The following is a 26,651-nucleotide window of genomic DNA, read 5'->3' as shown; positions in this document are numbered from 1 at the left end:
CTATTCCACCCGTTCGAGCGCGCGAGCAGGAACGGAGGTGAACCGTCGCGTAAGGGCCGCGCGGGTCCTGCCGAGAGAGAATCCGGCCGCGGTGGCCCCTAGGCCGGCGGCCAGGGCGACGGCGCGAAGAAGGCCGCTCGGCTGGCCAAGCAGCACATCAGCAAATCCCCGCATAAGCCCTTGGGGCAAGGTCCTCGTCATATAGGTCTTTTCCGACGCCAGCGCCTCGCCGGAGCCTGCCATCAACGATAGGCTGGCCTTTGAAAGCCCTTCGGCCCAGCATCGATGAAGGAAATATTTCCACGTCGCACGATCAGCGGGTATGGCGTGATCGCTGCCGCTGGACGGCTCGAAGACGAAACGGCCATGCGGCAAGGCCTTGGTTGCACGGATGCAGAGTTCGGTTTCCTCGCATCCGAGCGGCAAAGCCTTGGCCGTTCGGCCCAAGCCGGAATCGAAGCCGCCCGTATGATCGAAGACGGAGCGGCGGATGCACATGGACGCGCCGATGAGGTTGCGCACCGGCCCCGGATGAAGGCCGCGATAGGTGCAGCCAAGGGTCCACAGGAATTCGTCGGGAAACCAGGACGGACGATCTGTTTCCCACAACGGGCGGATAGCGGAGACGGCGCCCAGAACCGAGGGATCCTCGAGTTGCCGCACCAAGGTTGCCAGCAAATCCCGATCTGACACGGCGTCGTCGTCGAGAAACAGGATGACCTCGCCGCGGCTGGCTGAAATCCCGGTGTTGCGGGCGCCGGAGAGGCCGGGCGGATGAATATTCTCGACGATCCTGACGGGGGTTTCAAAGCGCTTGGCGCGCAGACGCAGCGCCAGTGCCGGATTGTGATCGACGATGACGACGATCTCGTCCGCGGCCGGGACCTGACGCGTTGCCGCCTCCATTGCCTTGTTGAGGACGTCCCAGCGCTTGTCGGAATAGCAGCAGATGACGATTGCCGTCGTGAGCTTACCGGGCACGGGAGGCTGGAAATTATCCATTTTTCGTCTCCGGATCAGCGAACTGAAGGGTCATTCCGGTCGGTGCCGGGGACTGGAGCGTGTCGATGGTCATCCAGACCTTGCGGTAGATCGTTCCCCTGTCGCCGCTCTTGTAGAGCCAGGCTTCCAGCCGTGCGGGGGCGCGCGTTTTCGTTGGTACGGAGAATTCGAAAGTTTGGCTGGAGGAAGGTGCCAGCTCGAAGGTTGGCATCTGTCCAATCAACGTACCGCCCAGAACGAGGTCAAGACTGTAAAGCGTCTTGGTGTCTTCCGAATTGCGCACGCCGACCGTTACCACATTGTTCGTCCAGTTCCATTTGGGCACCATCCAAAACTCGGTGAAATGAAACGGCTTACGTTCAAGCGCGACCGGGCGCGCCATGAGGACGGAACTCGTCGCCAGGATCATGGAAACTGCGAAGATCAAAAAACGGCGGCCGGGCCAAGTCCAGGGAATGGCTGGAACCGCCCTTGCGAGCGGCAAAACGACATTCAGGCACCGAAGGGCGATGGTCGTCAGGCCCAGGGCGTAGACCCAGCCGCGCGCATCGAGATGCCCGGCGACATGCAGCAGAAGCCCCAGAAAAATGCAGGCCGCGAAGCTCAGGAACACCGCGAGCGTTCCCCTTGTGACCGTATCGCCCTCTATGCGCAGGGTATCCACCAGCATGCGGCCCGGGAGATATAGGATCAGCGGCGCGCAGAGCGCCAGGCGAACCGCCTTCTCCGAGGTCGAAAAGGTTCCGGGCAGCCACGTTACGGTCAAGACAGCGGCAAGAATCCACAGCGGAATGATCCCCAGAAAGACACGGCGGGCCATCATCGGGGGCGAGCTCCTGCATCTGCCCATGCCGTCGCGCCGACGATCTGAGCGGCGCCCGGGTTCACCTTCATCAGCTTCTGCCGGATCACGTTTGGGTCGAAGGATTTCTGGACGAGATGAACGATCTTGCTGTCCAGCCGGCTCAGCGTGAGGCCGAGGCGGCTATGGATCTGCGTCAGATAGGCCCCGCGCGCATCGCGCATCGTCGGCGACTGGTGCATCACATCGAGCAGAAAGACGGAATAGAGCGTCCATTCCCCGAACCGTGTCTGGTCTTTTGACGCGCTGAGACCCTTGAGCAGCTCGACGTAGGGTTTCGAGCCGTATTTCGACGCGATATAGTCATTCAGCGCGATGAGCCATTCGCGCTTGAAGCAGAAGAAATCGTTGATGAAATCGACGTAGCGAAAAGACCGGGCCGGCTCGACGCCGAGGATCTTTGCAACATTGCGCAACCGTTTCTTCTCGAAACGGTAGTGCAGATCGGGAAGCCTGTGGCTGGAATAATAGAGAACCGGTTGGCGCCGGTCGATCAGATCGGTCGTCTCAATGGGCCGCAGCAGCAGTGTATCCGCACCGAGATTACAGAAATGCTCGGTCCGGCAGAATTCGAAGGCGCGCAGCTTGATGATCTGCTGCCGAAACCAGCCGGGAAGTTCCAGTTCGCTGGCCGAAAGCCAATCGTTGTCGCCGGTGACGGCGGCGCCAGGCACGAGACCCTTCGCGTCGAGGAAGGCTCTTAAAGCGGCCGGGTTGTCGGTGACCATGGTCAGGTTTCCCTTGTCGGGGAAATGCTGCTGGTAGGAGCGAAGGGACGCTTCGAGTAGATATTCGATGTCCCGCGAATGGACGCACATGAAAGCGTCGATACGGCTATCGATCATTGTAAATCTCCGTCAGTTCGTCCCAAGGATTGTACCGGCTCTCCGGTCCGCTTGCGAGGGGCGGCGGGCTGCCGTGTTTTCCCGAGCCGCCCCACGTCGAAAATGACCATGAAGCCGTTGTCGAAGGTGCGGTCGACATCGGGCTCGGAATTGAACTTAAGCAGCGACGACGCCTGGAGGGGGACCATGTGGTTTCGGTCTTGCGCGCCGCCGTCGAAATAGACGCCGACGCCGGGCAGGCCGGTGGTCATGCGCAGGTCGACCATGACGAAGCCGATGCCCTGGTCAATCAGCAGCTGACGTTCCATCGGGCCGAGATCGGCTGCGGTGATGGCCATGCTCGTATCTTGCCCACTCTCAAGCGTGGTCGAGACCTTTTGACGGCCGTAGGTGGACAGGAGCAGGCGATTGATCCGATCGGTTGCGAAATTCTGGTCGCCGCCCAGCCATTCCTTGGTCCACCTTGCGGCGCTGATCCCCATCGGTTCTATCGACGAGGAGTCGGCTGACACTTCATAGGCGGCCGGAACCAGGATACGTGGTCCCTCGGAGCTGATGACGCCAGCAATCAGCACCGTCGTTGCGGCGGCGGCAAGCGCCGTTGCGCGCAGCCAGCCACGCGACGTGCCGTGCCAGAACGCCGCGACGGCCACCGCGACGACAATCGCGACGCCGAGGAAAGATAGCGAGCCGATGCGGTTGCCGATCTCCCACCCACTGCGCGTCAGGCGGAAGATGATACTGACGGGATAGGCCAGCGTCGCCAAAACGAGGATCTCGAGAAGACTTGAGCGCCATAGCCGCCATCTGGTCGGCGGCCAGAGGATGCTCGCATCCCGGTGCTGCCCATTGAAAACGAGCGAGCGGAGAAAGCCGGTGAGAAGCCCCAGGCAGATCAGCGCGACGCCTGCCATCGTCAGGTAACGTTGCCAAGCAGGCGCCAAGGCTCCCGTGTCCGACACGAAAAGCCTACGCGTCGCGGTCGAATTCGATACGAGTTGCGCTACCTCGTTTATGCCGCCTTCCAGTACGGGAAGGATGTAGCCGCCGGTGGGGTTCCCGACGATCTTCGACCAGGCGACCGGAGCAATCACGGCGATCGAGGCCAACAGGATCGCCTGCCGCCTCTGCATGGCGGACGCGCCCTGCCGCAGGCATTCCATCACCGCCGTGCCGCACAAAAGGGCCGTGCAAAAATAGGAGGTGAGATGATGAGTAACCGCGAGCGCCACGATCAGGACCATGGTGGCGATGACCGTCGGCCAGGCTGCCGTGTCGCTTGGCTCCATGCGTCGGCTTTCCGAAGCCAACAGCACCGCCACAAGCATGGGGATCGCCAGGCTTTCATAGGAGTAGTGGACGTCGAACAGCAAAAACGTGGACGAGCCCATGTAGATCAGGCAGGCGATGGAGGCGATCCGCGCAGAATCCGTGATCTTCTCGAAGAGCAGGAATAGCGTGAGCATCAGCACCATCCGCGCTGCCGCCAACACGATGAGGCCTGCCGCGAAGACGGACAGTCCGGACAGGTTGACCAAGGCGGACGTTATGAGCTCCAGTCCGGGATAGAGCGGGCTGACCGGCAGAAGGGGATTGGGCAGGAACAGTCGCCGCGCCTCCAGAATGTCGTTCACCGTCGCCCAGTGCAGGAATTCGTCATGATCTATGAATGCGACGGGTGCGCGGATGACGCGTACCACGAAGAGGGCTGAAGTGACGATCACTATGAGCGCCAAGCGCTCCAGGCGGCTGGCTCCCGGATGGATGATCCGCGCCGCTGGCGGGAGAAAGATCGCGGCGATGGCGGTATAGAACGTCGAAACCGCCCAGCCCTCCCCCAGCCGACTGGCATTTGCGGCAAGTGCGATCACGACAAGGGCGCAACTGCATAGCAAGGCAAAGACCGGCGACATGCCCAGCGACGAAGGATCGGCAATGCCCCCGACCGCGCTGTCCTGCCTGCGCAGGCCCAGAAATGCCGCGATCCATAGATCGATGCGTGGAATGGAAACCCTCTCTGTATAGCCGTGACGATAAGCTCCCTCCTGGTAGGCCTTCTGCTGGCTTGGAGAAGCCCGTCCCTTAACAACGGTCATCGTGCTTCAAATCTCCAAGCAGTGCTGGACCGGTTCGCAGTTCAGGCTGCGGATGCGAAAATACGCGTCTGTACACCGTCAGCAGCCGGTCCGTGCAATCGTCCCAGTCCGGCAACCTCGTCTCAATTGAGATCGGCCCGGCGTCCATGGTGGCGAGCATTTCACGTGCGGTGAAGTCTGGCGAAGCGTTGAGCGGAATGGATCGCACGAGGCCCTCCTCAACCAGCTCCCGAAAGCCTGATGTGTCGGTGGTCAGGACGGGAGCCTTGACCGAAAGCGCCTCCATAACCGCGACGGGATGAGCTTCATAATCGCTGAGGAGCACGACAAGTGCGGCCGAAGACAAAAGATCGGCCATTGCGGACCGGTCGGCCGGCGGAATTGCCCCGATCTCGACGCGGTTGCCGAGCCCGAGCTCGGCCACCTGCTGACGCAGCTTCGCCTCATAGGGGCCTTCTCCCAGGATTCGAAGGCGCATATCAGGGAATTTCGTTGCCAGCACATTAAAGGCAGCAAGCGCCCGATGATGACCTTTATAGCGCTCCAGCCTGCCGAGCGAGACAATCAGCGGCTTGTCGTGAGGTGAAGGGGATCGCCGCCCGGACTTTTCCGGCAGGCGCGCGCCATTGGGGATAACGATGAACCGGTCTCTCGCGATTGTCATATTCTGGCTGAATAGGTCCGCTTCGAATCGCGACACGCCAATGAGTTGCCCTGCCCTGGCAGCCAGAGGCGCAAGCATTCTGTGTTGGAAGCGCCGGATCGAGGATCGAAATGGTGACGAATGACCACCGCTGTGAAAGGTGACTACAAAAGGAAGCCCCTTGCGCGATGCGGCGGCCATTCCGAGCGGTGCCAGGAACGTGTGGTAGCCCTGAACATGCATCAGGTCCCAATCACCTTCGGCGACCGCCTTGAAGACGCCGGGGGCGAAGCACCAATCCCGCCCACGGGGAAAGGTCTTCAGCCTGATAATCTGCACGCCGTCTCGGGTTTCCTCTGCCGGAAGAAGGCCATCGGGATTGCCCGTCAATACCGTCACCGCATGCCCCTTGGCCACGAGCCGGGTTGCGACCTCGCTTACATGGGTTTCCGTTCCTCCGGCATAAGGCAGGTATCTCGCGCTGAGCATCAAAATGCGCATCATGCGGCCTCGCCAATTACATCCAGACCTCAGGACATGCCCTGCTCGAGGACTTGGACGCCCGTCGGCGTACTGACGCGTTCCCGGAAGATCGTCTTCAGCACGCGCCAGCCGTCCGGAAGGGCACGCAGATTGCTGACGCCGTAGATGCGCTCCGATTCAAAGCTCGCGACTTCCATGATTTTGAGCTTGTTCTTCAGGGCCCGCAAATTGATCAGCGTCTCGATTTCGAAGCCGTCGCAATCGGCACGCAGCAAAGGAACATGCCGCCTCCAAAAGCCCATGTAGCCGTAGCACAGATCGCTGAAAGAGCTACCATACAGCATCCGGACCAGCAGGGTCAGGCCCAGATTGCCGAACCGGCGGATGACCGTCATGTCGCTGGTTCCGCCACCCTGCATAAAGCGCGAACCCTTGACGAAATCCGCACCTGCAACAAGAGCCGCGACGAACAGGATGATTTCGTAAGGATCCATCGAACCGTCAGCATCCAGCATCACGATCATATCACCAGATGCGGCTTCGAAGCCCGTCCGCAATGCGATGCCTTTGCCCTTCTTAGGCTGAAGTACGATCTTGACATCATCGCGCATGCTTCGCGCTATGTCAGGCGTTCCGTCTGTCGATCGCCCATCGACGATGATGATTTCATGCACCCATGTCGGTATGCGGGGCAAAAGCAGCTTAATGTTTTCCGCTTCGTTCAAGGTTGGAATGACGAGCGAGGTCCTTGGCAAATTGAACATCGGACCTTGGACCGGCATCGAGGAATGCGAGGCTTCTACAGCTTGTATTGCAGACATAAGCTCTCCTTGGCGTTTTGGACCGCGTGACAAATCGCAAATCGACGATGCCTCTGAGCTCTTTGGCCGAGAGGAGGACTAAACTCTCCCCAGTCGGGGAAGGGTATGTGGCTGCGTCTCAATGTACTTTGATTAGATCGCCAGGCTGTAAGACCGTTTCTTCGGTAGCAGGTTCGACTGTGACTCCATTCGGTCCAGGCCGAACGATTTCAAATTCAACACCGGCGCTATCATTCGACGATACCATCGACCGGAAGATTTCAAGATCGCTCTCGGTCGTCTTCAATGCCGTAGATAGGCCTCTTTCCGCATCCGCTGCCGACTTCTCGATCTCGATCTTGCGTTCGATACGATCGCGCTCAACGTCCTGTTTCGCTGCCGCCAGCCGCTGCTTTGCGCTCTCGACATCGATGACGGCTTGCTGCTTTCGATCTTCCGACTCGGTCAGTTCGCTTTGCGCCCGGGTCAATTCGATGCTGGTGACAAGCTTGTTTTTGGCCAAATTCTCGATACTTGCCAGCCGATCCTGACGGACCCGAATGGTGGCATCATAATTGCCGACGCGGGCCTGACGCAGATCGAGATCGGCCTGAGCATCGGCAACAGATTTTGCGTAAGCACTGCTCTGCGCATCCTTGCTCGTCGTTATCAATTGGCGCTGCCATGTCTCATCATCCAGCAACCGTTGGGCATCGGGATCGGGACCGAGAATTGGTGCACCAATGCTGGCAATTTGCACGGAATCGCGCTTCGCCCTGAGCACCTCGGTTCGCGACGCAAGCCGCTTCAGATCGGCCAACTCAGTCTTCAACCGCTCGATCTGGCGTGTAATTTCCACACTCTGCCACGGCTCAATACCCTTCGCCGCCATGCCACCCGCTTGCGCAACGGCATGCAGAACGGTCATGCCATCAACATATCGAAACGAGCCGGGATTACGAACCGGGCCGGTAATATAAACAGGCTGGTGCTCAATCTTGACGATATTCACGAACCCCTTTCTGCCGACCAAATTTTCGTACGAAGGAAGAATTATCGCCTCCACATCCGCCGGAGGAAGCCCTCGAACCCGGAAGCGTCCCAAAAGCGGAAGCGAAATCGTTCCGTCCGCTTCAACGACGTATTCGCCAGTGAGTTCGGGGCGCTGATAAAAGTTCCAGGGAACCGTGCCCCGTGAACCCGTCCAGCGGTCTTCGACGGAGGCCAAGCTTTCGTAAAATGCCAGATTCAATTTATCGCCTGAGCGAAGACCGTCACGCAACAATTGAGGCTGCCGGGCCAAAGTCTCACCAGGTGTCACAACCGAGACCGCTTCCGTAGGCGAAGGCAACTCTTCCGCTGCTGGCGTCAATGGAACAATTGCTGCAAACACCATGCACAGTATTGTTTGATGTAGGCGAGAACGGATTCTCGACCTATATTGAGGTATCTTTGGAGATGCTATCTTCGAAAGCTTCATGTTTCGAATTTCCGCTTTTAAAGCGATGAACGCCTCGTAATCTCTTTAAGATTAACATAATATTAATCATATTCAACAGTACTTAACAATGATTAATACATCTGCCAGACAGGCTAAGATCCCGAGTCGAAAAGAATTCAATAAAAGTAATATCTTGCGGCCACCGGGCAGCACTTCAAAATCCTTGGCTTTATCGGTTTATTTGTCGATCAGCAGGGTGAAATTTGCAATGTAGCTCTCAGCTTTAGTCCATTAGAGCCGCCATTGGCGAAGAGATGTCTGAGCCAACGCCGGCACTTGAGAAATGGTTTCGAGGACGACATTTGCGCCGTCGCGATCCGCGATGTCGGCATCATTCAGGCGCGGGTTTCGGCGTTGTGATCCGGGATGGCGAACCGATTTGTATCCGCGGCTGGCCGGCCACTTATCCATAAAATGGAATTATATTATGCATTTCAGATATCTACAGCCATAGAACCTGCTGCGATAAGGTGCCCGTCATCGAGGTGGGCTCTCGGCACTGGCCGACCGTCCTCCCCCGCAAAATGACACCGCAGTCGGTGTCAATGACAGGGAAAGGTTTAAAGCTCTATGTCTGTACATGAAAAGCCACTGATCGCGATTGCCGGTGCAACGAGCAAGCAGGGGCGCAGCGTCGCGGCGGCCCTCCTTGAGAGCCAGCGTTTCCGGGTGCGTGCTTTAACCCGGAAAAAGGATTCGCCTGAAGCGTTACGTCTGGAGGAACGCGGCGCTGAAATCCTAGCCGTCCCTCTCGAGCTTGGCCGTCAAAGGGACCTCGTTGCCGCCTTCAAAGGCGCGGATGGCGCATTTCTGATGACGCCGCCGATCGCCCCGCCGGAGACGATCGAGGCTCCTCTCGGGCGGCAACTGGCGGATGCCGCCGTGGAGACCGGCGCCGGGCATATTGTTTTCAGCACGCTTGAGAATGTCGACAAGATCACCGGCGGCACGAAGTATGCGCCGCATTTTACCGACAAGGCGCGCGTTGCAGACTATATTCGCAGCCTGCCGATCTCTCATTCCTTCATCATGCCGGCATTCTTCTACACGAATCTGCTCGAATATTATGTGCCGCGCATGGAGGGCGATACGCTGCTCCTGCCGGTCTATCTTCCTGAAGATTTTCGAGCGCCCTTTGTCGATCCGCTGACGGCGACCGGGCCGGTCGTGCTTGAAATTTTCTCAAACCCCGAGCGTTACCACGGCAAGACGCTGCCGATCGTTGGCGACATCATTTCTCCGCGGGAGATGGTCGAAACCTTTCAGCGCGTGACCGGGCTCAAGGCCGCGTATCGAAACGCTTTCACCCGGGATGGCCTGCTGCACTTTTTTCCAGAGTTTGCCGCCAACGAACTTCTCGTTCGAGAGATTCTGGGGATGGTCGAATATGCTGTCGACTATGGCTATTTCGGCAAGGAGCAAGACCTCGAATGGAGCCGTCGCCTGAACCCCGACACGTTCAACTGGGAACAATATCTGCGAACGACGAGGTGGCGTGGCGATAAACGGTCATTCGGACTCTAAATCATGACGGCCGGATTCCCGGTAATTTGGAAACCTCGGCGACAAGAAAGTCGACGAGAAGCCGAACGCGGGCAATGGCGGCACGCTCTGGAACGATCAGCAAGCTCACCGGAACCGGTAAAGGACGATAGTCGCCAAGCACGACCTCGAGCTCCCCGTCATCGAGAAGATCGTGGACCAACCAGAGGTGTGCGGGACCAATGCCCCGTCCGGCGGCAAAGGCTTCGCGCGCCGCAAGCCCGTGATCGACGCGCAACTTGCCGCTGACAGGGATCATCAGGCTTGTGCCATCGGGAGAGGAAAGAACGAGTTGATCGCTGCCGGCCACATTGGACATTACGACGGTTTCGTAGCGTGACAGATCGGCAGGGCGTTCGGGCCGTCCATGGGCCGACAAATAGGCCGGAGCGCCGACCAGCAGACGATGGCTTTCTCCGAGCGCATGAAGTTTCATTGCGCTGTCGGCGAGAGGTCCAAGACGGAGTGCGACGTCGACGCCTTCGCGAACCAGGTCGATCCGCTCGTCCGTCAGGTTGAGGTCGACCCGGATGTCCGGATGCCTGTCCTGGAAATCAAAGATCAGGCGCGTGATGTGCATCACGCCGAGCGCTGCCGTACAAGAAAGCCGAACAGCGCCTGCGGGGGCCTGACGGGCATCTCTTGCTTCTTCAGCAGCCTGTTCGACCAGCCGCAATATCTGCAGGCAATTGGTATAATAGCGGCTGCCCTCGTCGGTCAGGGTGACGCGACGCGTGGTGCGGCTGAGAAGCGGTACGCCGACAGCCTCCTCAAGTTCATTGAGGTGCCGCGTCACGGTGGATTGACCGACACCCAGCTCTCTTGCGACCATCGACAGGTTGCCGCGTTCGGCGACGCGAACGAAGGTGCGCATTCTGTCGAGAGACAGTCCGGTATTATCCATTTTTCAGCACAGCGATCGTCATTCATTCCATATAGGGAACAATCTGGATGGTGCCTAGTTCGGAGCATACGCCGACAGTTCAGTGGGAATTCATTCGGCAGATCGTCTCGGATTATCGCGTCGAGCCGCGCGGGATGATCGAGAAGCCGCAATCGACCTTGCCTTCGCCGGCCGGTTCGTCGCGGACCGCGCGCAGCAGCATGTCGGCGACACGGTAGCCGATTTCGTAGCGTGGAATCTGCACCGTCGTCAGCGTCGGCTGGGTGAAGGCTGAAAATTCCAGATCGTTGAAGCCGCAGATGCCGACATCCTCCGGCACGCGGATGCCGCGCGCGGCACATTCGATGAGCACGCCCAGCGCCAGATCGTCGCTTTGGGCAAAGACGGCATCAATATCCGGCACGCGCTGCAACAGGCGGGCAAACAACTCCCGGCCAAGGCCGGTGCTGCTGCTGCTGCTGCTTCCCTCATTTCCGCCAATGGCAAGATCGGGATCGAAACGTCCGGCTTCCCGCATCGCGGCCTGATAGCCTTCCTTCCGTCGGCGCGAGCGAATATCCGTGCCGCGGCCGATGAAGCCGATCCTCTCGTAGCCCCTCGACAGCAGGAAGCGGGTGGGTTCTGCGCCTGCAGCATGATGATCAAGGCCGACGACCAGCCTTGCCGGCTCCTGGCTGAGATCGGTGATATGGGCGATCGGACAGGTGGCATTCTCGATCAGCGGCAGGAGATCACCATAGGATTCGGCGCCGGCGATGATGACGCCGGCCGGCTTCTGCGTCAGGAAGGATCTGAGCTCGCCGGCCTCACCGTCGGCATGGTGGAGCGTACTGGAATATTGCACGCGGAATTCGGTGGCGCGCAGGCAATCCTCGATGCCGATCATCAGGCCGGCAAAGCCGTGCTGGTGCAAAGCGGGCGTGATGACGCCGATGATGCCGTTATGGCGGCCGGCCAGAGCCCGGGCGGCAAGATTGGGGATGTACCCCATCTCGGCTACCGTGCGCAGGATGGTCTGGCGCAGATCCTCAGAGACAATTTCGGGATTGCGAAGCGCGCGCGAAATCGTGATCGGGCTGACCCCCACCTTCTTCGCCACATCGCTCAACTTCACATGCGCGCCGCGCCTGGCTTTCCGCCCCCGCTCCACTGCTGCCCTCATCCCCCCTTATTCTTCGCCCGCGAGACTCGCCTGCCCTCGAATCGCGGCCGTTACTTTTTGAAGAAGAAATAATTTAGAGTCTACTAACATTTTATATTTGCAATGGGATCCGGAATACAATTCCAGAAAGAGCACAGGATCGTCTGCCGGCAAATTACGGACGCATGCGGCGATCGGATCACCGCCTCCAGGAATAAGTCCATTTATTGTCGAATAAAAACATGGCGGCGGCCGCCAAAGGAGGCAAAATCAAGCCGGAATTTTTGAGAAGCTCAAACGCTGCATGAGCGAAGATTAAATTCCAGTCATTTCTTACAAATCGGCAATATAAACATGTTCAAACTTTAATTTGTAAATCCGCTTGGTGGGATCATATGTATCCCGGGCGCCAATTCTTCTCTCCCACGGTCGCCGCCCCTCGACGACTGCGCGTTTCCAGAAGGAATTGGCGCCAAACGCCATCCGACGCCAGGTCCCAGGACATGGAACCACGACGCCATCCAAGCCAACGCTCTCGCCAGGGACCACCGCCCAAGGGATCACCACCATGTCACACATCCTCCGCAATCATCGCACCGCAGCCCTTGTGGGGGCCGCCATCATCGCCGGCGCGGCATGCCTGCCCGTCGCCATCAACGCCTCCAATGCCGTTGCCGCGCCTTCGGATACCGGAGGCGTTCTCGCCCCCAGCGGCTCCTTCGCCTCCATCGTCGATGCCGACAAACCTGCCGTCGTCACCGTCACCACGACTGTCAAGACAACCGATGTCAGCGCAGACCAGCAGGAGTCGCCGATGGACGAGCAGTTCCGCCAATTCTTCGAGGACCAGGGCATCCCGCTGCCGCGCCAGGCGCCGAAAAACCGGCCGTCGCAGCAGGCAATGGCGCTCGGCTCCGGCTTCATCATCAGCCCCGACGGAGTGATCGTCACCAACAACCATGTCATCGACAATGCCGTCGACATCAAGGTGACGCTGGATGACGGCACCGAACTGCCGGCCAAGCTGATCGGCACTGACCCGAAATCCGATGTCGCCGTGCTGAAGATAGAGGCGGGCAAGCCGCTGCAAACCATTGGCTGGGGCGATTCTGACAGGCTGAAGCTCGGCGACCAGATCCTGGCGATCGGCAACCCCTTCGGCATCGGCACCACAGTAACGGCCGGCATCGTCTCGGCGCGCGGCCGCGACCTGCACAGCGGCCCCTATGACGATTTCATCCAGATCGACGCGCCGATCAACCATGGCAATTCCGGTGGCCCGCTGGTCGACCGCAGCGGCAATGTCGTCGGCATCAACACCGCCATCTATTCGCCGAACGGCGGCAGCGTCGGCGTCGGTTTCGCCATTCCCTCCGATGAGGCGAAGGCGATCGTCGCCAAGCTGCAGAAGGACGGGTCGATCGATCACGGCTATCTCGGCGTGCAGATCCAGCCGGTCACCAAGGATGTCGCCGATGCCGTCGGCCTCGACAAGACCGGCGGCGCGCTGGTCGCCGCCATCACTGCCGATACGCCGGCCGCCCATGCCGGCCTGAAGCCCGGCGATATCGTCACCTCAGTCGGCGGCGAGACCGTCAAGACGCCGAAGGACCTGTCGCGCCTGGTCGCCGACCTTTCGCCGGGCGCCAAGGAAGCTCTCAGCATCTGGCGCGATGGCAAGACCATCGATCTCAACGTCACCGTCGGCACCAATGAGGAAGGCCAGAAGCAGGCCGCGGCCGAAAGTCCCGCCAGCAAGGGCGAGAGCACCGGCCAGCCGAGCCTCGGCATCGGCCTTGCCGACCTCACGCCCGACGTGCGCCAGCAGCTCAACCTGCCGCGCTCTGTCAACGGCGCGGTGGTCGCCAAGGTCGCCCCGGACAAGTCAGCGGCTGCCGCCGGCATCCAGTCCGGCGATGTCATCGTCTCGGTGAACGATAGACCGGTCCATAACGCCCGCGACGTCAAGACCGCAATCGCCGATGCCGGCAAGGCCGGCCGCAAGTCGGTGCTGCTGCTCGTCGAACGCGACGGCAACAAGACCTTCGTCGCCGTGCCGCTTGGGGCTGCTTGAGGCGACCGGACCTCGGGAAAGCGGACGCGCCGATGGCTGCCCCTCACCCCAACCTTACCGGGACCGAGTCACTCGTCTCGACCCCGGTTGGTGGCGGCAGCCGGTAACGTCTTAGAACCGGCCTGTGGCAGCAGACCCGTTCACGGGATCTCGGACATTCGTTCAGGCAGTCTGGTTTTAGGAAAACGATAGCCTGACGACCGCAGCGATGCGTCCGCACGCCCGGACGCCGTATACCGCGCGATCCGATAGGCTTTCACCGGGGCGCCGCCGTCATCCTGCCATCGGGCAAAGGAGGCGTCTTCCATTGCCTGCGGAAGCGGGCCCGAACTCAACTGTGTCGCCAGATACATTTTCAGCGACGACCTCAACGCGGCCTCGTCGATGATGCCCATCTGGAAACAATGAATGAGGAAACTTGTGGCGGCAATCTCACCCTCATCGGCCGCGTGGGTTTCACCGCCGCGAAAGCCGGCCTTTCGCAGAATACGATCGAGCATTCTCAGATTGGCAATATCGAAAAACTGATCTGAAGTGGAAGACATGATGTCCTCCTTCGTTGGGGCTAGGGTTCACTGGCGCTAACATCACTGGCGCGCCCCAAGCAGCGGTGCCCGTATCGTGCCCGCCGATAAATTAGCTTGCGCTTATTGCCAGCTGACCGCAACCTCATTCGGCTACGGCCATTGATAATGGCGTGGCGGAACCCATTTCAGTGAGAGGAGGATTCGCATCATGCGGTTCAACGATGAAGCGACCCTCACAAAGCCGTCGGCACTGCCGGTGGAAAGGCGTGCACTGGTCAATCACCTGAGAGAGGCAATCGCGCGGTTGACGCACGGGCTGGCAGCCGCCGGATTGGTGGAATTCGTGCCGCCACTGCTCGAGATCAACAAAGTTCTCCGTGATATGACGGACGAAATTTCCCGTGCGGATTCGCTCTATTCCGATGAGGTTATCACGGGTACGATGCGCTTGATCAAGACATCGGAAGCTTTGCTTGAAAACCGGGTCATCGTGCAGACCATCCATTGAGATCTGCTGAACGCTCCGACATGCAGGCAGGCTGATCGCCGGACATCCGGCATCAAGCTATTCGCCCTTCCTGCATCCATCATCACCGGTGCCCGAGCTCCGCAGGTCGGCCGCGCCATTTCCAAGGATAACCGCAATGACGCTTATTTTCCCCAACAGAAGCCGCAGCTTCGACGAAGCGCGAAAAGGTGTCCGCTTCACCGGCTATGACGGCATGTTCGAGGTCAGGTTTCTGGTCGAAGAAGCAGCCCTCGGCAGCACGATTACCCATAATTCTTCCGAAGCCGCCTACCTCAATGCATTTGATGCAGCGCGTTCTTCGATTCAGGAAGCCGCATCGCGGGCCTATCAGCATAGACGCGGAAATAACTTTACGCTCACGGCCGCAGATTTTCGCTGACCGATGGAAGGCGTGCGGTCGGCGAACTGAAACTGCGACCATCCTGCTACTGCCGTATGAGACAGGGGAGCAAAGCATATGGTTTCGACACGATACCGCCCGAAAGACCTGAAGCTGGCACGTCGCCATATCGTGAAGGCGGCGCATCGCGTTGCTGATCAGGAAATGGTGATCAGGAAACTATTGCGCAAAGGCAGACCCTCCGGATCGGCCTATGCGCTGCTCAGCAGGCTCTACGACGATCAACGGCGGAAGCTCGATCGGCTGAAACTGATCGAAGCGATGGTTGAGGTAGACGCGCAATCCTGCATGGACGTGCCCAGCAATCCTGGGACATCCGCGCCGCCCCTTGCGATCATGCACAGCAGCGGGATCACACTGCCGGACCGGCAATCCGCCACGCCTTGCAGCGCAGATGTTTGGCGCCCATATCTGGTGTAGTGGCAGCTTGTGAACGGGCGCTGCTTCCCGGGTGGTCAGAATTACCCGGCCCCAACCAAAGGAGGGCATGATGTCTTCCACGGTAAACATCCATTCGTGGAAACGCCTGGCTCAGCATATCGGCAGGCTCCGGTACATCGACTTTCTAGTGAAATCGACACCGGCAATCTGTCTGGCCTTTATCGTCTATATTATCTTCAAGGATGTCTTCTGGTAGGCGCTGGAAGACTGTTGCGGCGGGCCAAGACGCTCGGCTGCCAATCGAACGAGGGGCTGAAACGCTGACGGAATTGGATAATGCGATGCAGCTGCGAGAAATGGGTCAACAAGACTGCCTCGCCTTTCTGGCAGGCCACACCCGTGGCCACTTGGCATGTCTCGGCGAAAAATATCCCTATATCGTTCCCATTCAGTATGCCTATGAAACAGACCGGCTCTTCATATTTTCCATGCCGGGCCTGAAGATTGATCTATTGCGGGCCCATTCACCCACCTGTGTTCAGGTTGAGGAATTCGGCGAAAACCGAACGTGGAAGAGCGTGCTTGTTCAGGGCACCTATGATGAGCTGACCGATACGCCGGCCCGGCATGACGAACGCCTCCACGCCTGGTCTCTCCTGCAAAAGCAACCGTTTTGGTGGGAACCCGGATCGCTTGCTCTAAACTCGGAGAGCGAAGACAACCCTGCTTCCACCATATTCTTCGGCATTTCGATTGACGTGGTATCGGGACGGCAAGTGGTTTAAGGTGCCGTCTTCAGACCTGCCGCGCCTCCACCATCGATTCTTAGCGCGGCTTTGCTGCACGATATATGGAACTCCAGACAGACACGGCTAAGCGCTGTCCGATACCAGCCTTCCCATAGGGGCGCGGATTGCTTGATGCATCTTACCAACGCGGCTTGCTGAACCAGCATCGCGTTCAATGCCACACGACCACCCACAGGGAAAACGATGACAGACACACCCGAGAATGAAACCCTTTTCAACATCACCGGACACTATGTGCAGGAATTGAAGGCCGTTCTTCAAAGCGAGAGCATTGTCGAAGGCTCCGACTACGAAAACAGCGCCTTCGACGAAAAACGACGCAATGAAGGACTTCACCTGCTGCGCTTCCACAAGACCGGGATCGCAGCGCAGGCGACGCAGATCTGGGAAAAACACAAGACGGCCCGGGCGCATCGATAAAACGGCAGGAAGCCAGTTCTTCGACCGATGCCGGTTTGAGAGTGCCGGTTCTCCGATCCTCGTTGCGGAGAGAATAGGCGCCGAGATGACCTGATGTCCGGCGCCACATTGCCTTGAAAGGAAAAATCATGACCAATGACACAACGAAAAAGGCCCAGCCGGCCAAAGCGGCCGCGACTGACGGGCCCTACGACGTCATCTACTTCGCGAAGAAACACCGCATTTCCAACGAGGATGCCAAGGGCATCATCGAAAAGCACGGCGCCAATCGCAAAGAGGCTGACAAGGCCGGCCGGCGCATCAGCGTCTGAAGCCGCGCAGGCGTCAATGCATGCCGTCGTCCCAAAACCACTGCACAGTTTTGAGCGACATGCATGACAGCGCCGCGCGTCTTTTCAGACGCGCGGCGCTGTAACACTTTGGATCGACGCATCGTGCTTCCGAAGATCGATCCCGATTTTCGGGCCGATGCGTTAGCCGCGGCTGGCCTGCATCTGCTTTCGATGCCACGATGCAACATCAGCGGACGAATTAACCCTACTGGCTTACCTTAATATCAGCATGCGCTTGAATACATCGGGGCCTATGCCATCGTAGCTTCAGGAAAACACTTCTGGTTCCTGAAGCAGCTCGCCGGAATCGTTGCCTGCCTTTTCGTGGAAAGGCCGGCTTCCATGCATAGGGGCCGAGCTCAATCAAAATGGAGGGTATGTCATGAACAATGTCTTGGAATTTCGTGCAAAATGCCCGCATGTCGAAAGTCTGTGCGACTGTCGGGAAGCGCTTGAGCCGGCCGTCATGAAAATCGTCAGCGACGCCATCGGCAAAGGATATACGGCCGCTGAAGCCGCCATGGTGATTGCCGATATCGCCGACGACTACATCCTCATGCTGTCGCGGCGCCCACGGCATTGACACGCTTTCCTGGCCCGCACCTGTGCCTTCGTGTGCCAGCGCAGGTGCTGAGGTCGGGGCGTCTTCGACGGTGGGAACTTTCAACATCAAGGTGACGAGTGACTGCTGCATAGCCCACTGGCAACAGCCGGGAGCAAAGCGCCCATCATCGCGCTTGCATCAGTGGATCGCGCAGCAACTGCAGGGGTAGCAGTGGTACAGGAGACGAGACCTGCCGCGCGATCCGCCGCCAAAACCCCTGATCTTGTCGGAAGTTCCCCGGCAAAAATGCGACGCCACGATCCCGGAAAATCCGCCGAGAGATCGTCAACAACCTGCCCGGGCACGTTGCGACCGCCACACCGATAAACTCCCGCAGGGCGAAAACCGACAGGCGCATCGCAACGCCAACAAAAACCCCGCCGGAGCGGGGCTTTCAGCGAATCCAGATGGAGCAAGCCGAGCAGTTATGTCCAGGTCTCAAACAAAATCGATTATTGAAAATCCGGGCAACAGAAGCTCTTTCACCCGCCTTCGCGGCACCTTCCGTTTCGCTCAATCTTTGAGTCATTGCCGTAATGCGGCGTGAAGCACTCATATGCCCCGCCTGTCGCCCCCCCACAAACGAGAGCGGTTCAGCTTTCATGGACCGAACCGCTCTCACCTTTTGTTTGATGCATTCCTGGAGAACCGCGTCGCACGTCTCCTGGCCTAACGCCACTTGGGTTGGCGCGGCGGAGCGTTCGCGTGGATTTCATGGAGCGGCGCCCGGGGACCGAGAAGCTTCTTCAGCTTCTTCTCCTCCGCCGGGCCGATCCCGAACTTGCGGCAATGTTCGGCAACATCATGCTCTCGCGGTCCGGGAATGCGAACTTGGCGATTGTTCATGGTCTTCATGACTGTTTCCTCCTTGAGAGGAAAACCGACACGCCGCCATTTTGTTCGTTAGCAGATGCTAAATTTGATCTTTACAGAAGGTGGCAAGAGTTTCGTGCGGCCAGGTTCCGTTTGCTCCGTCTCGTGAAAGCTCGTGGGCTTCGCCGCTTTCTGGAAAATTTCAGAGATTGTATCGGTAGCTGGAACTTTTCCGCCGCCGCCGAGTTACGCGCGAGGATGATGGGAATGCACGCCCCAATCCGCCTTTCCATCCTTGCCCCGCTCACGCGGGGCTTTTTTTGCGCCGGCGCGACGCCAGGCGACAATTGCTGACGTCGGTGCGTCGGAGATCGGCAGCCTGCAAATCGTTGAGGCTATCCCCGGTGCATTTGCCGGCGGCAGCAGAACGATTGGTGCGATGAATGGAAAAATGCGGTCGGCCGGGAACAAGAGCCTTTCGCCGGCGTAAGGGCGCCGGGTCGTGCGGAGGAAGGTTTAACGACCATGCACTTCGATTTCTCCGTGCGGCCCGCCAACTCCCAAGAAAACCCAACTCGCCCCGCTTTGGTGGGGCGTTTTTTGTAACAACGCTCGGTCCCCTGGGGTGGCGCTCGTCTGAAGACCGGGAGGAACAATTTGTCGCAAGCGGAGTTAGGCGGGCCATCTCAATTGATGGAGGAACACAAGTTGCCAAGATATTTTTTCCACGTCCGCAGGAATGATGTCTTCGAGGAAGATTCGGAAGGCATTGACCTCGCTTCACCTGAACTTGCTTGCGAGGAAGCAACCCTTTCCGCCCGCGAGATCATTGCGGAGAGGATCCGTACCGGCGATCCGGCAGACGGAGGTGCGTTCGAGATCATGACTGAGGACGGCTCGCTGGTCGCGACAGTCCCCTTCCGATCCGCTATTCGCCTGGACTAGATCACAAAAACGCGCGGCAGCGGGCAGCGCGCTGCAGGAGATTGGCTCGGTGTCGCGCTGCGCGCTCTCCAAGACATTGTCGGTCGTTGCAATTGTCAAAACCGCACAGAAGGTGAAATCCCTGAACCAAGGGATTAACCTCGCGTTTGTCATTCAGCAGGCGGTTTGGAATCATGACAATGATGATGCAGAGCGGAGTGAAGAACAGGCTGTTGCGCTCGTTTCCGCGAGATGCCTTCGAGCTTCTCGCGCCGCTTCTCGAGCCCATCGACCTTCCCGTCAACCGTTCGCTCGTGCGGCCGCGCCAGCCGATCGAGCATGTCTGTTTTCTTGAAAGCGGCCTCGCCTCGATGGTTGTGGAAAGCGCCGACGGCAAAAGCGTTGAAATCCGCCACATCGGACGCGAGGGCATCGCCGGATACCCCGTCGTCCTCGGCGTCGAGCGAACGCCGAACAAGACCTTCATGCAGGTGGCCGGTCACGGGCTTCAGGTAGCCACGGAGGATTTTCTTCCGATCCTTGACCATCCCGAGGCGCGGCAACTGCTGCTGCGCTATGTGCATACCTGCGAGCTGCAGCTTGCCCACAGCGCGCTGGCAGCGGCGAAATTCAACATGCATCAGCGGCTGGCCCGCTGGCTGCTGATGTGCCACGACCGCATTGACGGCAATGATCTGCCGCTGACGCACGAATTCCTGGCGCTGATGCTCGGCGTCAGGCGGGCGAGCGTCACCGATGAGCTGCACATTCTTGAAGGCATGCACGCGATCAGATCGACACGCGGCAACGTCCGCATCACGGACCGCAGCAAGCTGATCGAGATCGCAGGCGGCTGCTACGGCGTGCCGGAGCAGGAATACGAGCGGCTGATCGAAGGCTACGGCAAGCAGCTGGTTCATTCCCTCGAGCTGAATTTGAAGGGGGGGGGGGACAGAACCGGGGATCGCATCTAGCAAACTCCGCTGAGCAGGCTTCGCCCGCTGATTGATGAGGTGGCTGCTGGCGCGGCTCTGAACCGCCTCGCAACCTTTCAGATTGCTCCTCTCGCTTCAGTCTTTGTTTTTACAGCTGTCGTTGTCGCAAAACCGACGGCCGCGGTTCAATTGATCTTCAACCAGTGCCTGAGCGCCGCTACCGCGCCGTCGCTCGCATAGGCGATCACGCCGCCAACGGTCAGGCCGGCAAAGGCGATCAGCCCCGATATGCCGTAACCGATCGTCTTCATCCGCTTCCACTCTTCAAGCGCCGGCGCGACCGCGTCGTGGTTCTTCTCGACGGTCTCCTTGAGGGTTTTGATTTCCTCACGGATCTGCGCATCCGCACCGCCGCTGATCGCCACCCTTGTGTCGAGGTGGGCGATCTGCCTGGCCTGCTCGTCGAGCCGCTTGTGGAGCACGGCGCGGCTGTCGTGGGCACTCACCTTTTCGTCGCTGACCTCCTTGCGCAGAAGCGCGACGTTGTCCTCGATGCCGGTCAGCCTTCCCTCGACACGCCCGAGGGCGCGGAGGATATCGTCATTGGATGTCATCTATCTCCCCTCTGGGGATGGAACGTTTTCAACCGGAGAATGTTGAATCCTAGAATTTTGCGTAAAAGTTTACATGCCGCAAGATAGCGTCGATCGGTATGGCGCGAGGCAAGGCCATGAGAATGTTATTGATGATCATCATCGGGGTAATGGTCGCGTCGATCCTGAGCATTCCGGTGATCAAGCCGTTCATTCAAGGCAGCGGCAAGAGCGAGACACCGCCGCCGGTCATCCAGCAGCCGGAGCCGAAGTGACGAGGCGAAAAGCCTCTTTCGCTTGCCCGCTCAAGGATTGAGTTTCAGCTTTTCGGATTGGGGAATGCCGTTGACGACACGGTCGATCACCGCGCCATAGGGATGGACGCCATCCGGCGTGACACTCGGGCGCACGATGGAGCCGACCGGCAGGACCGTGGAGCGCGGAATCGAGATGGTCAGGGTGTTGCCGGAGATGCTGCCGATCGACGTGGTCGACAGGCGGGTGATACCATCCGGCCCGGCATAGGTGTTGATCTCCTGCTCCGGCGCGAAGATGCCGGCATCCGCCACTTCGATCGTCGTGTAGGTCGCAACCCCGTCCGTTCCCGACTGCAGGGTCACCGCCGTGCTCGGCAGCTCCAGCATGCCGGGCCAGGCGCCATCCCTTTCACCGGAGACCCAGGCCGCATAGGTATCGATCGCATCGTCGCAGCAGGCCGAGGTCTTCGCCAGGATATCGGCGCGCAGCCGCCATTTGCCCGAGGCATCCGTGCCATCCGCCGGCCAGGTGTTGTTGGCCGAAAAGCTCTGGTAGGCGGCCCTGAGATAGAGATCGTTGGCGGTGATCGTGCCGGTCGCGGGCGATGTCGCCGATCCGGCAAAATTATAGGTGAAGCTGTTCGGCCCGGTGACCGTGATCACCACATTGCCGTTATACTCCGTCTGCGCAGCGCCCGAGATCGACAGCGTCTGGCCGGTCGCAAGCCCATTGATGCCCGAGGCGATCGTTGCCGTGACGACGGTGCCGACCGATGTCAAGGTGACCGTGCGGGTGGACACGGTGCGGCCGAGCGGCGGCAAGGCGACGATCTTGACGCCGGGGTAGCGCGCCCGAAGCCTGGTGATCAGGCTTCTGTAATTGGTGTTGAAAAACTGCGTGTAGGTGGCGGCCGTGTCGTTCTGTCCCATCTGGTTGGCGATGACGGTGAACGGCTTCTGATTGTTGTTGAAGGCGGTGATCTCGTCGAGAATGGCCCAGCGCCGGGTCGCAATCGCCGCACCGGTGCCGGTGAGCTCGCGCACGGACCCGTTTCCCGGCATGCCGATCATCAGATGCGGAATGCGGCCGATGCCGCCGTCCCTATCGAGCCAGCGGCGAAACCAGCCGAGATTGCCGCGCGCATCGGCGGCGGCGGAAAACTGCTGGCGCGCTTCCCCCAGGCTGTCGACAACAGCAAGGGCGACCGGCCTTCCATCCCAATCGCCCTTGGCGACCATGAAGTCAGGCCCGTAATATTGCGGCTGGGTGACGGTCGCGTAATTGCTATCGAGTGCGGCCGTGCTGTCGGCAAGCGGGGTGTCCTTGAAGGCGAGCAGCGTGGCGAGATCGCCCGCACCCCAGACGCGCTCGCCGCGGTGCTTCTGGATGCGGTAGACCGGCCAGATCTTCTCCCCGACGGCGGTATGATAAAACAGCCAGATTTCGATTTCGCTTTCCGGTGCGACATCGGGAATGGTCAGCTCGTCCGTCCAGGCGCCGTTCGTCTGGTCAGCGACGGTCACCATGCTCAGGCCGGCGAAGGTGCATTGGTAGAAGACGCCTGCGACCCTGATGAACATCGCATCGGCAACCACGGCATTGCCCGGCGTGCCGATCGTGCCGGTGACGACCGTTTCCTGCGGCGCGTTTCCGCCTTCCGTCGAGGCGAAGCCCGAGAGGTGAAAGCGGAAGCTCCTGGTCTTGTACTGCGGCGTGTTGACGACAATCTTGCTGCAGACATAATTCGCGCCGGATGCGGCGGTGACGATGTTTCCGGACGGCATGCGGTTGCGGGTCGCGAAGAACATGTAGCGATCGGGGTCGCCGCCCGCCCCGCCTCCACCGCTCAGCATCGGATTCGCAAGGGCAAGCGAAATGGCGTTCATCATCATTGGCGTGTTCCATATCTGCTGGTGAGGTCGTCGTAGAATTGCACGATGCGCCCCTGGCGGGCATTGGCGCGGTCGAGCGCCTGGCGCTCGCGGGCGAGGATGGCGATGACAGGCTCGCCTTCGACAACAGGCGCATGCGCTTCCTGCCGGCGCAGATCGTCCGGCAGCGGCGGCAGAGTGACGCCGGCCGCCGCCTGCCCCTTCGTCACCGCCGCCTTGTTCAGCCGCTCAGTGACGGAGCAGCCACTGACGATCAGCAGCAGTGACAGCGCAAGCGCGGTTCTTTTCCGAAAGCTGAAGCTCATAGGATTGGATCTCGATTTCCAGTGTGTCTCTGGCGGCCTGCTCGGCGGCTTCTGCGGCCGCAAGGCGCTTGCGGTGCTCTTCGCCGGCCTCAGCCGCCGCATTGCGCTGGCGCTCCATCTCGGCGGCCTTGGCCTCGGCTGCGCTCTTTTCGGCAACAAGGACATAGCCGGCGCGCGCCTGCCTTGCCGCCGAGGGATAACCGATCGAGACGGCGTAGAGGTGATAGAGCATCAGGCCGGCGGCGATGCCGGCGCCCATCTTGAGCGTGTCGAGGATAGAGAACATCAGATGCCCTCGAGGCAGAACTGGCGCTCTTTCTGCCGGCGCCGCGTCAGGCCCGGAAAGGCGATGCCGGCGGCGCGGTTCCACTTCAAAAGCGCCTCGCAGCCCTCGGCCGCCCTGCCCTCATTGATGAGCTTGATGGCGCTCGAGTCGCAGGCGGCCTTGACCCCGACATTATAGGCAAAGGAGGTCAGCGCCACGAAACGCGGATCCGGCAGGGCGACGCGCACGCAGCTTTCGATGCCGTTCGCATAGGTCTTAAGCTCCAGCGCCAGGAGCGCCTTGCACTGCTCCACCGTCTTGTGATCCCCCGGCTTCACACCGTTGGTGCTGCCGTAGCAGATCGTCCAAGGCTGCCCTTGGGTCGCGGGATCGGGATAGGCATTCTGGCGCAGCCCCTCAAAACTTCCAACGAGCGCCACGGCCATGGCCGCGGCGGCACTACCCTTCTGCAGGCGGTTTGCCATTCAAGTCTCCTGAGATTTGCTGGACGAAAATGCGGGCGATGATCGCCGCAACGGCGAGAAGCCCTGTCGCCACCGACATGGCGAGCTGGATGTAGATGTTGCGCGACACCCAGGTGGCGGCGACGAAGGTGTAGACGGGCTCGATGATGATGAAGAGCAGCGCCAGCGCCATGAGGCGCACCGACCAGGCACGCTTCAGCACGGCGCGCCAGTTATGGACGAGCATGGAACGTCTCCGATGTTTGGAGGGGTTAAGTCGTGATCACGTTCTGAAGGCGACGAAGAGCAACAGCCGCAGCGGCGTGCCGTCGATGTTCATGAAATCGCCTCGTTAAGGTGGATAAGTTTTGTGGAAGGTTGCAAATCTCCGCAGCCGGAGTCATTCATGCGGCGCTGGTCGAGCGGCAAGCCCCGCTAAAGCATTTGCGAATATTCTGCCCAGAACCACGAGGCCTTCCGAAGGAGGAAAGCGAATGCGTGTCTTCGTTCTGACTTTTGTTCGTCTCGGACCTGCTTTGGTCTATGCCATCGGTGCGGTATTTGCCGCCAGCATGCTACTGCTGGCCATGTATCCATCACGCCCGTTTGCTTGGGCGCTGTACCTAACGATGCTGCCGGTGTTGCGCTTACCCCTTATGTTACTTAGCGCGGCGGGGATGGGGGCGTGGGAACTTCTCATTGCGTTTGCGTCAATGGCGATTTTCGGCGTCTATCTTGCTTTTCATCCGAAACGGTTTCTTAGGACACGCTTCGTTCATGCCCATGTTGCGCTGCTTGGGCTGGTGCTTGCCAATGCCGCTGCAAGCACAGCCGAAGCAGGTCGCAGTGGGGCGTCACTCCCCGCCGGTTATATCGACTGGTCACTGCCGTTGCCTACAGCGCTGCTCGGAACCGCGTTGATCGTCGTGGCCGCCCTCGCCTGTCTTTTCACTCACGCCGAGATCATCCGCCGCATCCGCATCCGGGCCAGAATTGATCGGCTGCTGGCGCATCGCGCGTCGTTGCATTGACAGACGCCGACGGCGGCGCGTCGGTGTAAGTTACATCCCCAATAGTTGGTATTCACCAATTTTGCCGGTTGCGATTGCCATTTTCCGCAACCGTGCGAAGATGCGTTCAAACAACGCGGGGGCACCAATGAGCAATCGACACTTGATTATTGCAGATGTCATCGGCCGGATTGGCATTTGTTCCTATTCAATACTAGTTGTGTGGACCAAGATTGCGCGGACGATGACGACCGGCGACTATCCGTCCCGGGGCGTCGTATTCCTGATAGCTGAGATCGCTGCGGTCTTATTTATCGGCATGATGTGTGTCGTGACCTTAACGAGAATGCCCCAAGTACGATCTGCGCGCGGCGTTGAACCATACCTGACGGCGATCGCAGGCACCTTCCTCTTCCTGCTGATCGCCTTCCTGCCTCCGCCAATGGTGTTGCCAGATACTGCGCGCCTTGCCGCAATGGTTTTGATGATCATTGGCTTCTTTTCATCGGCATATATGCTTGCGATCCTCGGCCGCAGTTTCAGCATAGCACCGGGTGCAAGAGCTCTGGTCACAACGGGGCCGTATTCCATCGTCCGGCACCCGCTCTATCTGACCGAGGAGATATTCATTATCGGAATGATCCTATTCAGCTTTTCTCAGTGGACGGTACTTCTCGGAATCGTGCATTGGTGCCTGCAACTTCGCCGGATGAGTAACGAAGAGACGGTGCTCCGGGCGGCATTTCCAGACTACCGGTCATATGCCGAGCGCGTCCCCAAGGTGATTCCGTTTTTGCCCATGCGCGGCAAACGCGCCACGGCCACTGGATGATTTCCTCGCTAGGTTCCGGCCGAGAGGCGACAACGCCAGAATGGAGATGATCAGCCGTCATGGCGGCAAAGGCCGGGGCGTCATCGGTCACACCATCCCCGGTCGCTCCATAATCATCTGGTTGTAAATCGTCATGGGTCTTTATCCTCTCTCGAACGATCCGACGAGCGCCACGGCCATGGCCGCGGCGGCACCACCCTTCTGCAGGCGGTTTGCCATTCAAGTCTCCTGAGATTTTTTGCTGGACGAAGATCCGGGCAATGATCGCCGCAACGGCGAGAAGCCCTGTCGCCACCGACATGGCGAGCTGGATGTAGATATTGCGCGACACCCAGGTGGCGGCGACGAAGGTGTAGACGGGCTCGATGATGATGAAGAGCAGCGCAAGCGCCATGAGGCGCACCGACCAGGCACGCTTCAGCACCTCGCGCCAGTTATGGACGAGCATGGGGTGGGCTCCGCACT

31 protein-coding genes and 2 pseudogenes are annotated in these 26,651 nt (G+C 59.6%); 14 read left to right on the top strand and 19 right to left on the bottom strand.

Going from position 1 to position 26,651, the window contains the following annotated elements; genetic code table 11:
• From N2A41_RS04990 to N2A41_RS04960, 7 genes are all read right to left on the bottom strand, one after another.
• Window positions 1–1,002, bottom strand: a complete 1,002-nt coding sequence (locus tag N2A41_RS04990) for a glycosyltransferase family 2 protein (RefSeq protein WP_260110421.1) — start codon at window positions 1,000–1,002, stop codon at window positions 1–3.
• Window positions 995–1,825, bottom strand: coding sequence for a hypothetical protein (locus tag N2A41_RS04985; protein WP_260110420.1), 831 nt, complete (start codon window positions 1,823–1,825; stop codon window positions 995–997). Before N2A41_RS04985 ends, N2A41_RS04990 begins: the two co-directional genes overlap by 8 nt.
• Window positions 1,822–2,709, bottom strand: coding sequence for a DUF6492 family protein (locus tag N2A41_RS04980; protein WP_260110419.1), 888 nt, complete (start codon window positions 2,707–2,709; stop codon window positions 1,822–1,824). The genes N2A41_RS04985 and N2A41_RS04980 overlap by 4 nt, the downstream gene beginning before the upstream one ends.
• On the bottom strand, window positions 2,706–4,805 hold the full coding sequence (locus N2A41_RS04975; RefSeq protein ID WP_260110418.1) for a hypothetical protein: 2,100 nt from the start codon (window positions 4,803–4,805) through the stop codon (window positions 2,706–2,708). Before N2A41_RS04975 ends, N2A41_RS04980 begins: the two co-directional genes overlap by 4 nt.
• The gene (locus N2A41_RS04970; RefSeq protein ID WP_441005715.1) at window positions 4,792–5,952 is read right to left on the bottom strand and encodes a glycosyltransferase family 4 protein; all 1,161 of its coding nucleotides are present in this window, start codon (window positions 5,950–5,952) and stop codon (window positions 4,792–4,794) included. Before N2A41_RS04970 ends, N2A41_RS04975 begins: the two co-directional genes overlap by 14 nt.
• Before the next feature lie 26 nt (window positions 5,953–5,978).
• Window positions 5,979–6,695: a glycosyltransferase family 2 protein gene (locus N2A41_RS04965; RefSeq protein WP_246726267.1), complete on the bottom strand. Its 717-nt coding sequence runs from the start codon at window positions 6,693–6,695 to the stop codon at window positions 5,979–5,981.
• A gap of 175 nt (window positions 6,696–6,870) precedes the next feature.
• Window positions 6,871–8,127, bottom strand: coding sequence for a polysaccharide biosynthesis/export family protein (locus tag N2A41_RS04960; RefSeq protein WP_260110417.1), 1,257 nt, complete (start codon window positions 8,125–8,127; stop codon window positions 6,871–6,873).
• A gap of 675 nt (window positions 8,128–8,802) precedes the next feature.
• Between N2A41_RS04960 and N2A41_RS04955 the strand changes: the two genes are divergently transcribed.
• Window positions 8,803–9,756 carry an NmrA/HSCARG family protein gene (locus tag N2A41_RS04955; protein WP_260110416.1) on the top strand — a complete coding sequence of 318 codons (954 nt, stop codon included), beginning with the start codon at window positions 8,803–8,805 and terminating at the stop codon, window positions 9,754–9,756.
• A 1-nt stretch (window position 9,757) separates the two neighbouring features.
• Here N2A41_RS04955 and N2A41_RS04950 read toward each other — a convergent pair whose 3' ends face one another.
• Both N2A41_RS04950 and N2A41_RS04945 read right to left on the bottom strand, forming a co-directional pair.
• Window positions 9,758–10,678, bottom strand: a complete 921-nt coding sequence (locus N2A41_RS04950) for a LysR family transcriptional regulator (RefSeq protein WP_222295978.1) — start codon at window positions 10,676–10,678, stop codon at window positions 9,758–9,760.
• Window positions 10,679–10,790: 112 nt separating this feature from the next.
• The gene (locus tag N2A41_RS04945) at window positions 10,791–11,840 is read right to left on the bottom strand and encodes a LacI family DNA-binding transcriptional regulator (protein WP_260110415.1); all 1,050 of its coding nucleotides are present in this window, start codon (window positions 11,838–11,840) and stop codon (window positions 10,791–10,793) included.
• Between the two features lie 547 nt (window positions 11,841–12,387).
• On the opposite strand from N2A41_RS04945, the gene N2A41_RS04940 reads away from it, so the two are divergent.
• Window positions 12,388–13,893 (top strand): DegQ family serine endoprotease, encoded by a 1,506-nt coding sequence (locus tag N2A41_RS04940; protein ID WP_260110414.1) that lies wholly within the window; start codon window positions 12,388–12,390, stop codon window positions 13,891–13,893.
• A 140-nt stretch (window positions 13,894–14,033) separates the two neighbouring features.
• On the opposite strand, the gene N2A41_RS04935 is transcribed toward N2A41_RS04940, so the two are convergent.
• The gene (locus tag N2A41_RS04935) at window positions 14,034–14,438 is read right to left on the bottom strand and encodes a hypothetical protein (RefSeq protein WP_260110413.1); all 405 of its coding nucleotides are present in this window, start codon (window positions 14,436–14,438) and stop codon (window positions 14,034–14,036) included.
• 190 nt (window positions 14,439–14,628) lie between these two features.
• On the opposite strand from N2A41_RS04935, the gene N2A41_RS04930 reads away from it, so the two are divergent.
• The 7 genes from N2A41_RS04930 (at window position 14,629) to N2A41_RS04900 (ending at window position 17,874) form a co-directional block, all read left to right on the top strand.
• Window positions 14,629–14,928 carry a hypothetical protein gene (locus N2A41_RS04930; protein ID WP_170280312.1) on the top strand — a complete coding sequence of 100 codons (300 nt, stop codon included), beginning with the start codon at window positions 14,629–14,631 and terminating at the stop codon, window positions 14,926–14,928.
• 136 nt (window positions 14,929–15,064) lie between these two features.
• On the top strand, window positions 15,065–15,328 hold the full coding sequence (locus N2A41_RS04925) for a DUF1488 domain-containing protein (protein ID WP_170279068.1): 264 nt from the start codon (window positions 15,065–15,067) through the stop codon (window positions 15,326–15,328).
• A 78-nt stretch (window positions 15,329–15,406) separates the two neighbouring features.
• Window positions 15,407–15,769, top strand: a complete 363-nt coding sequence (locus N2A41_RS04920; RefSeq protein ID WP_222282052.1) for a hypothetical protein — start codon at window positions 15,407–15,409, stop codon at window positions 15,767–15,769.
• A 302-nt stretch (window positions 15,770–16,071) separates the two neighbouring features.
• Complete coding sequence (locus tag N2A41_RS04915; protein ID WP_222282051.1) at window positions 16,072–16,515, top strand: pyridoxamine 5'-phosphate oxidase family protein; 444 nt, start codon at window positions 16,072–16,074, stop codon at window positions 16,513–16,515.
• Between the two features lie 207 nt (window positions 16,516–16,722).
• Window positions 16,723–16,959, top strand: a complete 237-nt coding sequence (locus N2A41_RS04910) for a hypothetical protein (protein ID WP_170263237.1) — start codon at window positions 16,723–16,725, stop codon at window positions 16,957–16,959.
• A gap of 128 nt (window positions 16,960–17,087) precedes the next feature.
• Window positions 17,088–17,270, top strand: coding sequence for a hypothetical protein (locus tag N2A41_RS04905; protein ID WP_017963406.1), 183 nt, complete (start codon window positions 17,088–17,090; stop codon window positions 17,268–17,270).
• A 403-nt stretch (window positions 17,271–17,673) separates the two neighbouring features.
• On the top strand, window positions 17,674–17,874 hold the full coding sequence (locus N2A41_RS04900; RefSeq protein WP_162119611.1) for a hypothetical protein: 201 nt from the start codon (window positions 17,674–17,676) through the stop codon (window positions 17,872–17,874).
• Between the two features lie 690 nt (window positions 17,875–18,564).
• Here the strand turns inward: N2A41_RS04900 and N2A41_RS04895 are convergent.
• On the bottom strand, window positions 18,565–18,750 hold the full coding sequence (locus N2A41_RS04895; RefSeq protein WP_017963404.1) for a hypothetical protein: 186 nt from the start codon (window positions 18,748–18,750) through the stop codon (window positions 18,565–18,567).
• Between the two features lie 666 nt (window positions 18,751–19,416).
• On the opposite strand from N2A41_RS04895, the gene N2A41_RS04890 reads away from it, so the two are divergent.
• Entirely contained in the window at window positions 19,417–19,653 is a 237-nt protein-coding gene (locus N2A41_RS04890) for a DUF6894 family protein (RefSeq protein WP_026154058.1), read from the top strand.
• Between the two features lie 173 nt (window positions 19,654–19,826).
• Window positions 19,827–20,606: a Crp/Fnr family transcriptional regulator gene (locus tag N2A41_RS04885; protein WP_260110412.1), complete on the top strand. Its 780-nt coding sequence runs from the start codon at window positions 19,827–19,829 to the stop codon at window positions 20,604–20,606.
• A gap of 146 nt (window positions 20,607–20,752) precedes the next feature.
• On the opposite strand, the gene N2A41_RS04880 is transcribed toward N2A41_RS04885, so the two are convergent.
• Entirely contained in the window at window positions 20,753–21,181 is a 429-nt protein-coding gene (locus tag N2A41_RS04880; protein WP_017963400.1) for a hypothetical protein, read from the bottom strand.
• Window positions 21,182–21,309: 128 nt separating this feature from the next.
• Between N2A41_RS04880 and N2A41_RS04875 the strand changes: the two genes are divergently transcribed.
• Window positions 21,310–21,435: a hypothetical protein gene (locus N2A41_RS04875; protein ID WP_257785316.1), complete on the top strand. Its 126-nt coding sequence runs from the start codon at window positions 21,310–21,312 to the stop codon at window positions 21,433–21,435.
• A 30-nt stretch (window positions 21,436–21,465) separates the two neighbouring features.
• On the opposite strand, the gene N2A41_RS04870 is transcribed toward N2A41_RS04875, so the two are convergent.
• The 5 genes from N2A41_RS04870 to N2A41_RS04850 are packed head-to-tail and all read right to left on the bottom strand — an operon-like array spanning window position 21,466 to window position 24,591.
• Window positions 21,466–23,307, bottom strand: coding sequence for an SGNH/GDSL hydrolase family protein (locus tag N2A41_RS04870; RefSeq protein WP_260111111.1), 1,842 nt, complete (start codon window positions 23,305–23,307; stop codon window positions 21,466–21,468).
• Window positions 23,307–23,519 (bottom strand): hypothetical protein, encoded by a 213-nt coding sequence (locus N2A41_RS04865; RefSeq protein ID WP_017963398.1) that lies wholly within the window; start codon window positions 23,517–23,519, stop codon window positions 23,307–23,309. Before N2A41_RS04865 ends, N2A41_RS04870 begins: the two co-directional genes overlap by 1 nt.
• 19 nt (window positions 23,520–23,538) lie before the next feature.
• The gene (locus N2A41_RS04860) at window positions 23,539–23,901 is read right to left on the bottom strand and encodes a hypothetical protein (protein ID WP_017963397.1); all 363 of its coding nucleotides are present in this window, start codon (window positions 23,899–23,901) and stop codon (window positions 23,539–23,541) included.
• Window positions 23,901–24,365: a lysozyme gene (locus N2A41_RS04855; protein WP_260110411.1), complete on the bottom strand. Its 465-nt coding sequence runs from the start codon at window positions 24,363–24,365 to the stop codon at window positions 23,901–23,903. The genes N2A41_RS04860 and N2A41_RS04855 overlap by 1 nt, the downstream gene beginning before the upstream one ends.
• The gene (locus N2A41_RS04850; protein WP_017963395.1) at window positions 24,340–24,591 is read right to left on the bottom strand and encodes a hypothetical protein; all 252 of its coding nucleotides are present in this window, start codon (window positions 24,589–24,591) and stop codon (window positions 24,340–24,342) included. Before N2A41_RS04850 ends, N2A41_RS04855 begins: the two co-directional genes overlap by 26 nt.
• 247 nt (window positions 24,592–24,838) lie before the next feature.
• Here N2A41_RS04850 and N2A41_RS04845 point away from each other — a divergent pair, with 247 nt between their 5' ends.
• Together N2A41_RS04845 and N2A41_RS04840 are read left to right on the top strand one after the other, a co-directional pair.
• Complete coding sequence (locus N2A41_RS04845; RefSeq protein WP_260110410.1) at window positions 24,839–25,375, top strand: hypothetical protein; 537 nt, start codon at window positions 24,839–24,841, stop codon at window positions 25,373–25,375.
• A gap of 127 nt (window positions 25,376–25,502) precedes the next feature.
• Window positions 25,503–26,186, top strand: coding sequence for a methyltransferase family protein (locus tag N2A41_RS04840; RefSeq protein ID WP_017963393.1), 684 nt, complete (start codon window positions 25,503–25,505; stop codon window positions 26,184–26,186).
• A 150-nt stretch (window positions 26,187–26,336) separates the two neighbouring features.
• Here N2A41_RS04840 and N2A41_RS04835 read toward each other — a convergent pair.
• Together N2A41_RS04835 and N2A41_RS04830 are read right to left on the bottom strand one after the other, a co-directional pair.
• Window positions 26,337–26,405, bottom strand: a pseudogene (locus tag N2A41_RS04835) (lysozyme); the annotation flags it as partial.
• Window positions 26,383–26,634 (bottom strand): annotated as a pseudogene (locus N2A41_RS04830) (hypothetical protein); the annotation flags it as partial. The pseudogenes N2A41_RS04830 and N2A41_RS04835, both read right to left, overlap by 23 nt.
• Between the last annotated feature and the right edge of the window lie 17 nt (window positions 26,635–26,651).

The sequence above is a fragment of the Rhizobium sp. SRDI969 genome, from assembly GCF_025152725.1.
Classification (GTDB): domain Bacteria; phylum Pseudomonadota; class Alphaproteobacteria; order Rhizobiales; family Rhizobiaceae; genus Rhizobium; species Rhizobium leguminosarum_I.
The sequence above is the reverse complement of the archived record's forward strand: the minus strand, read 5'-3'. Positions and strand labels throughout refer to the sequence as shown.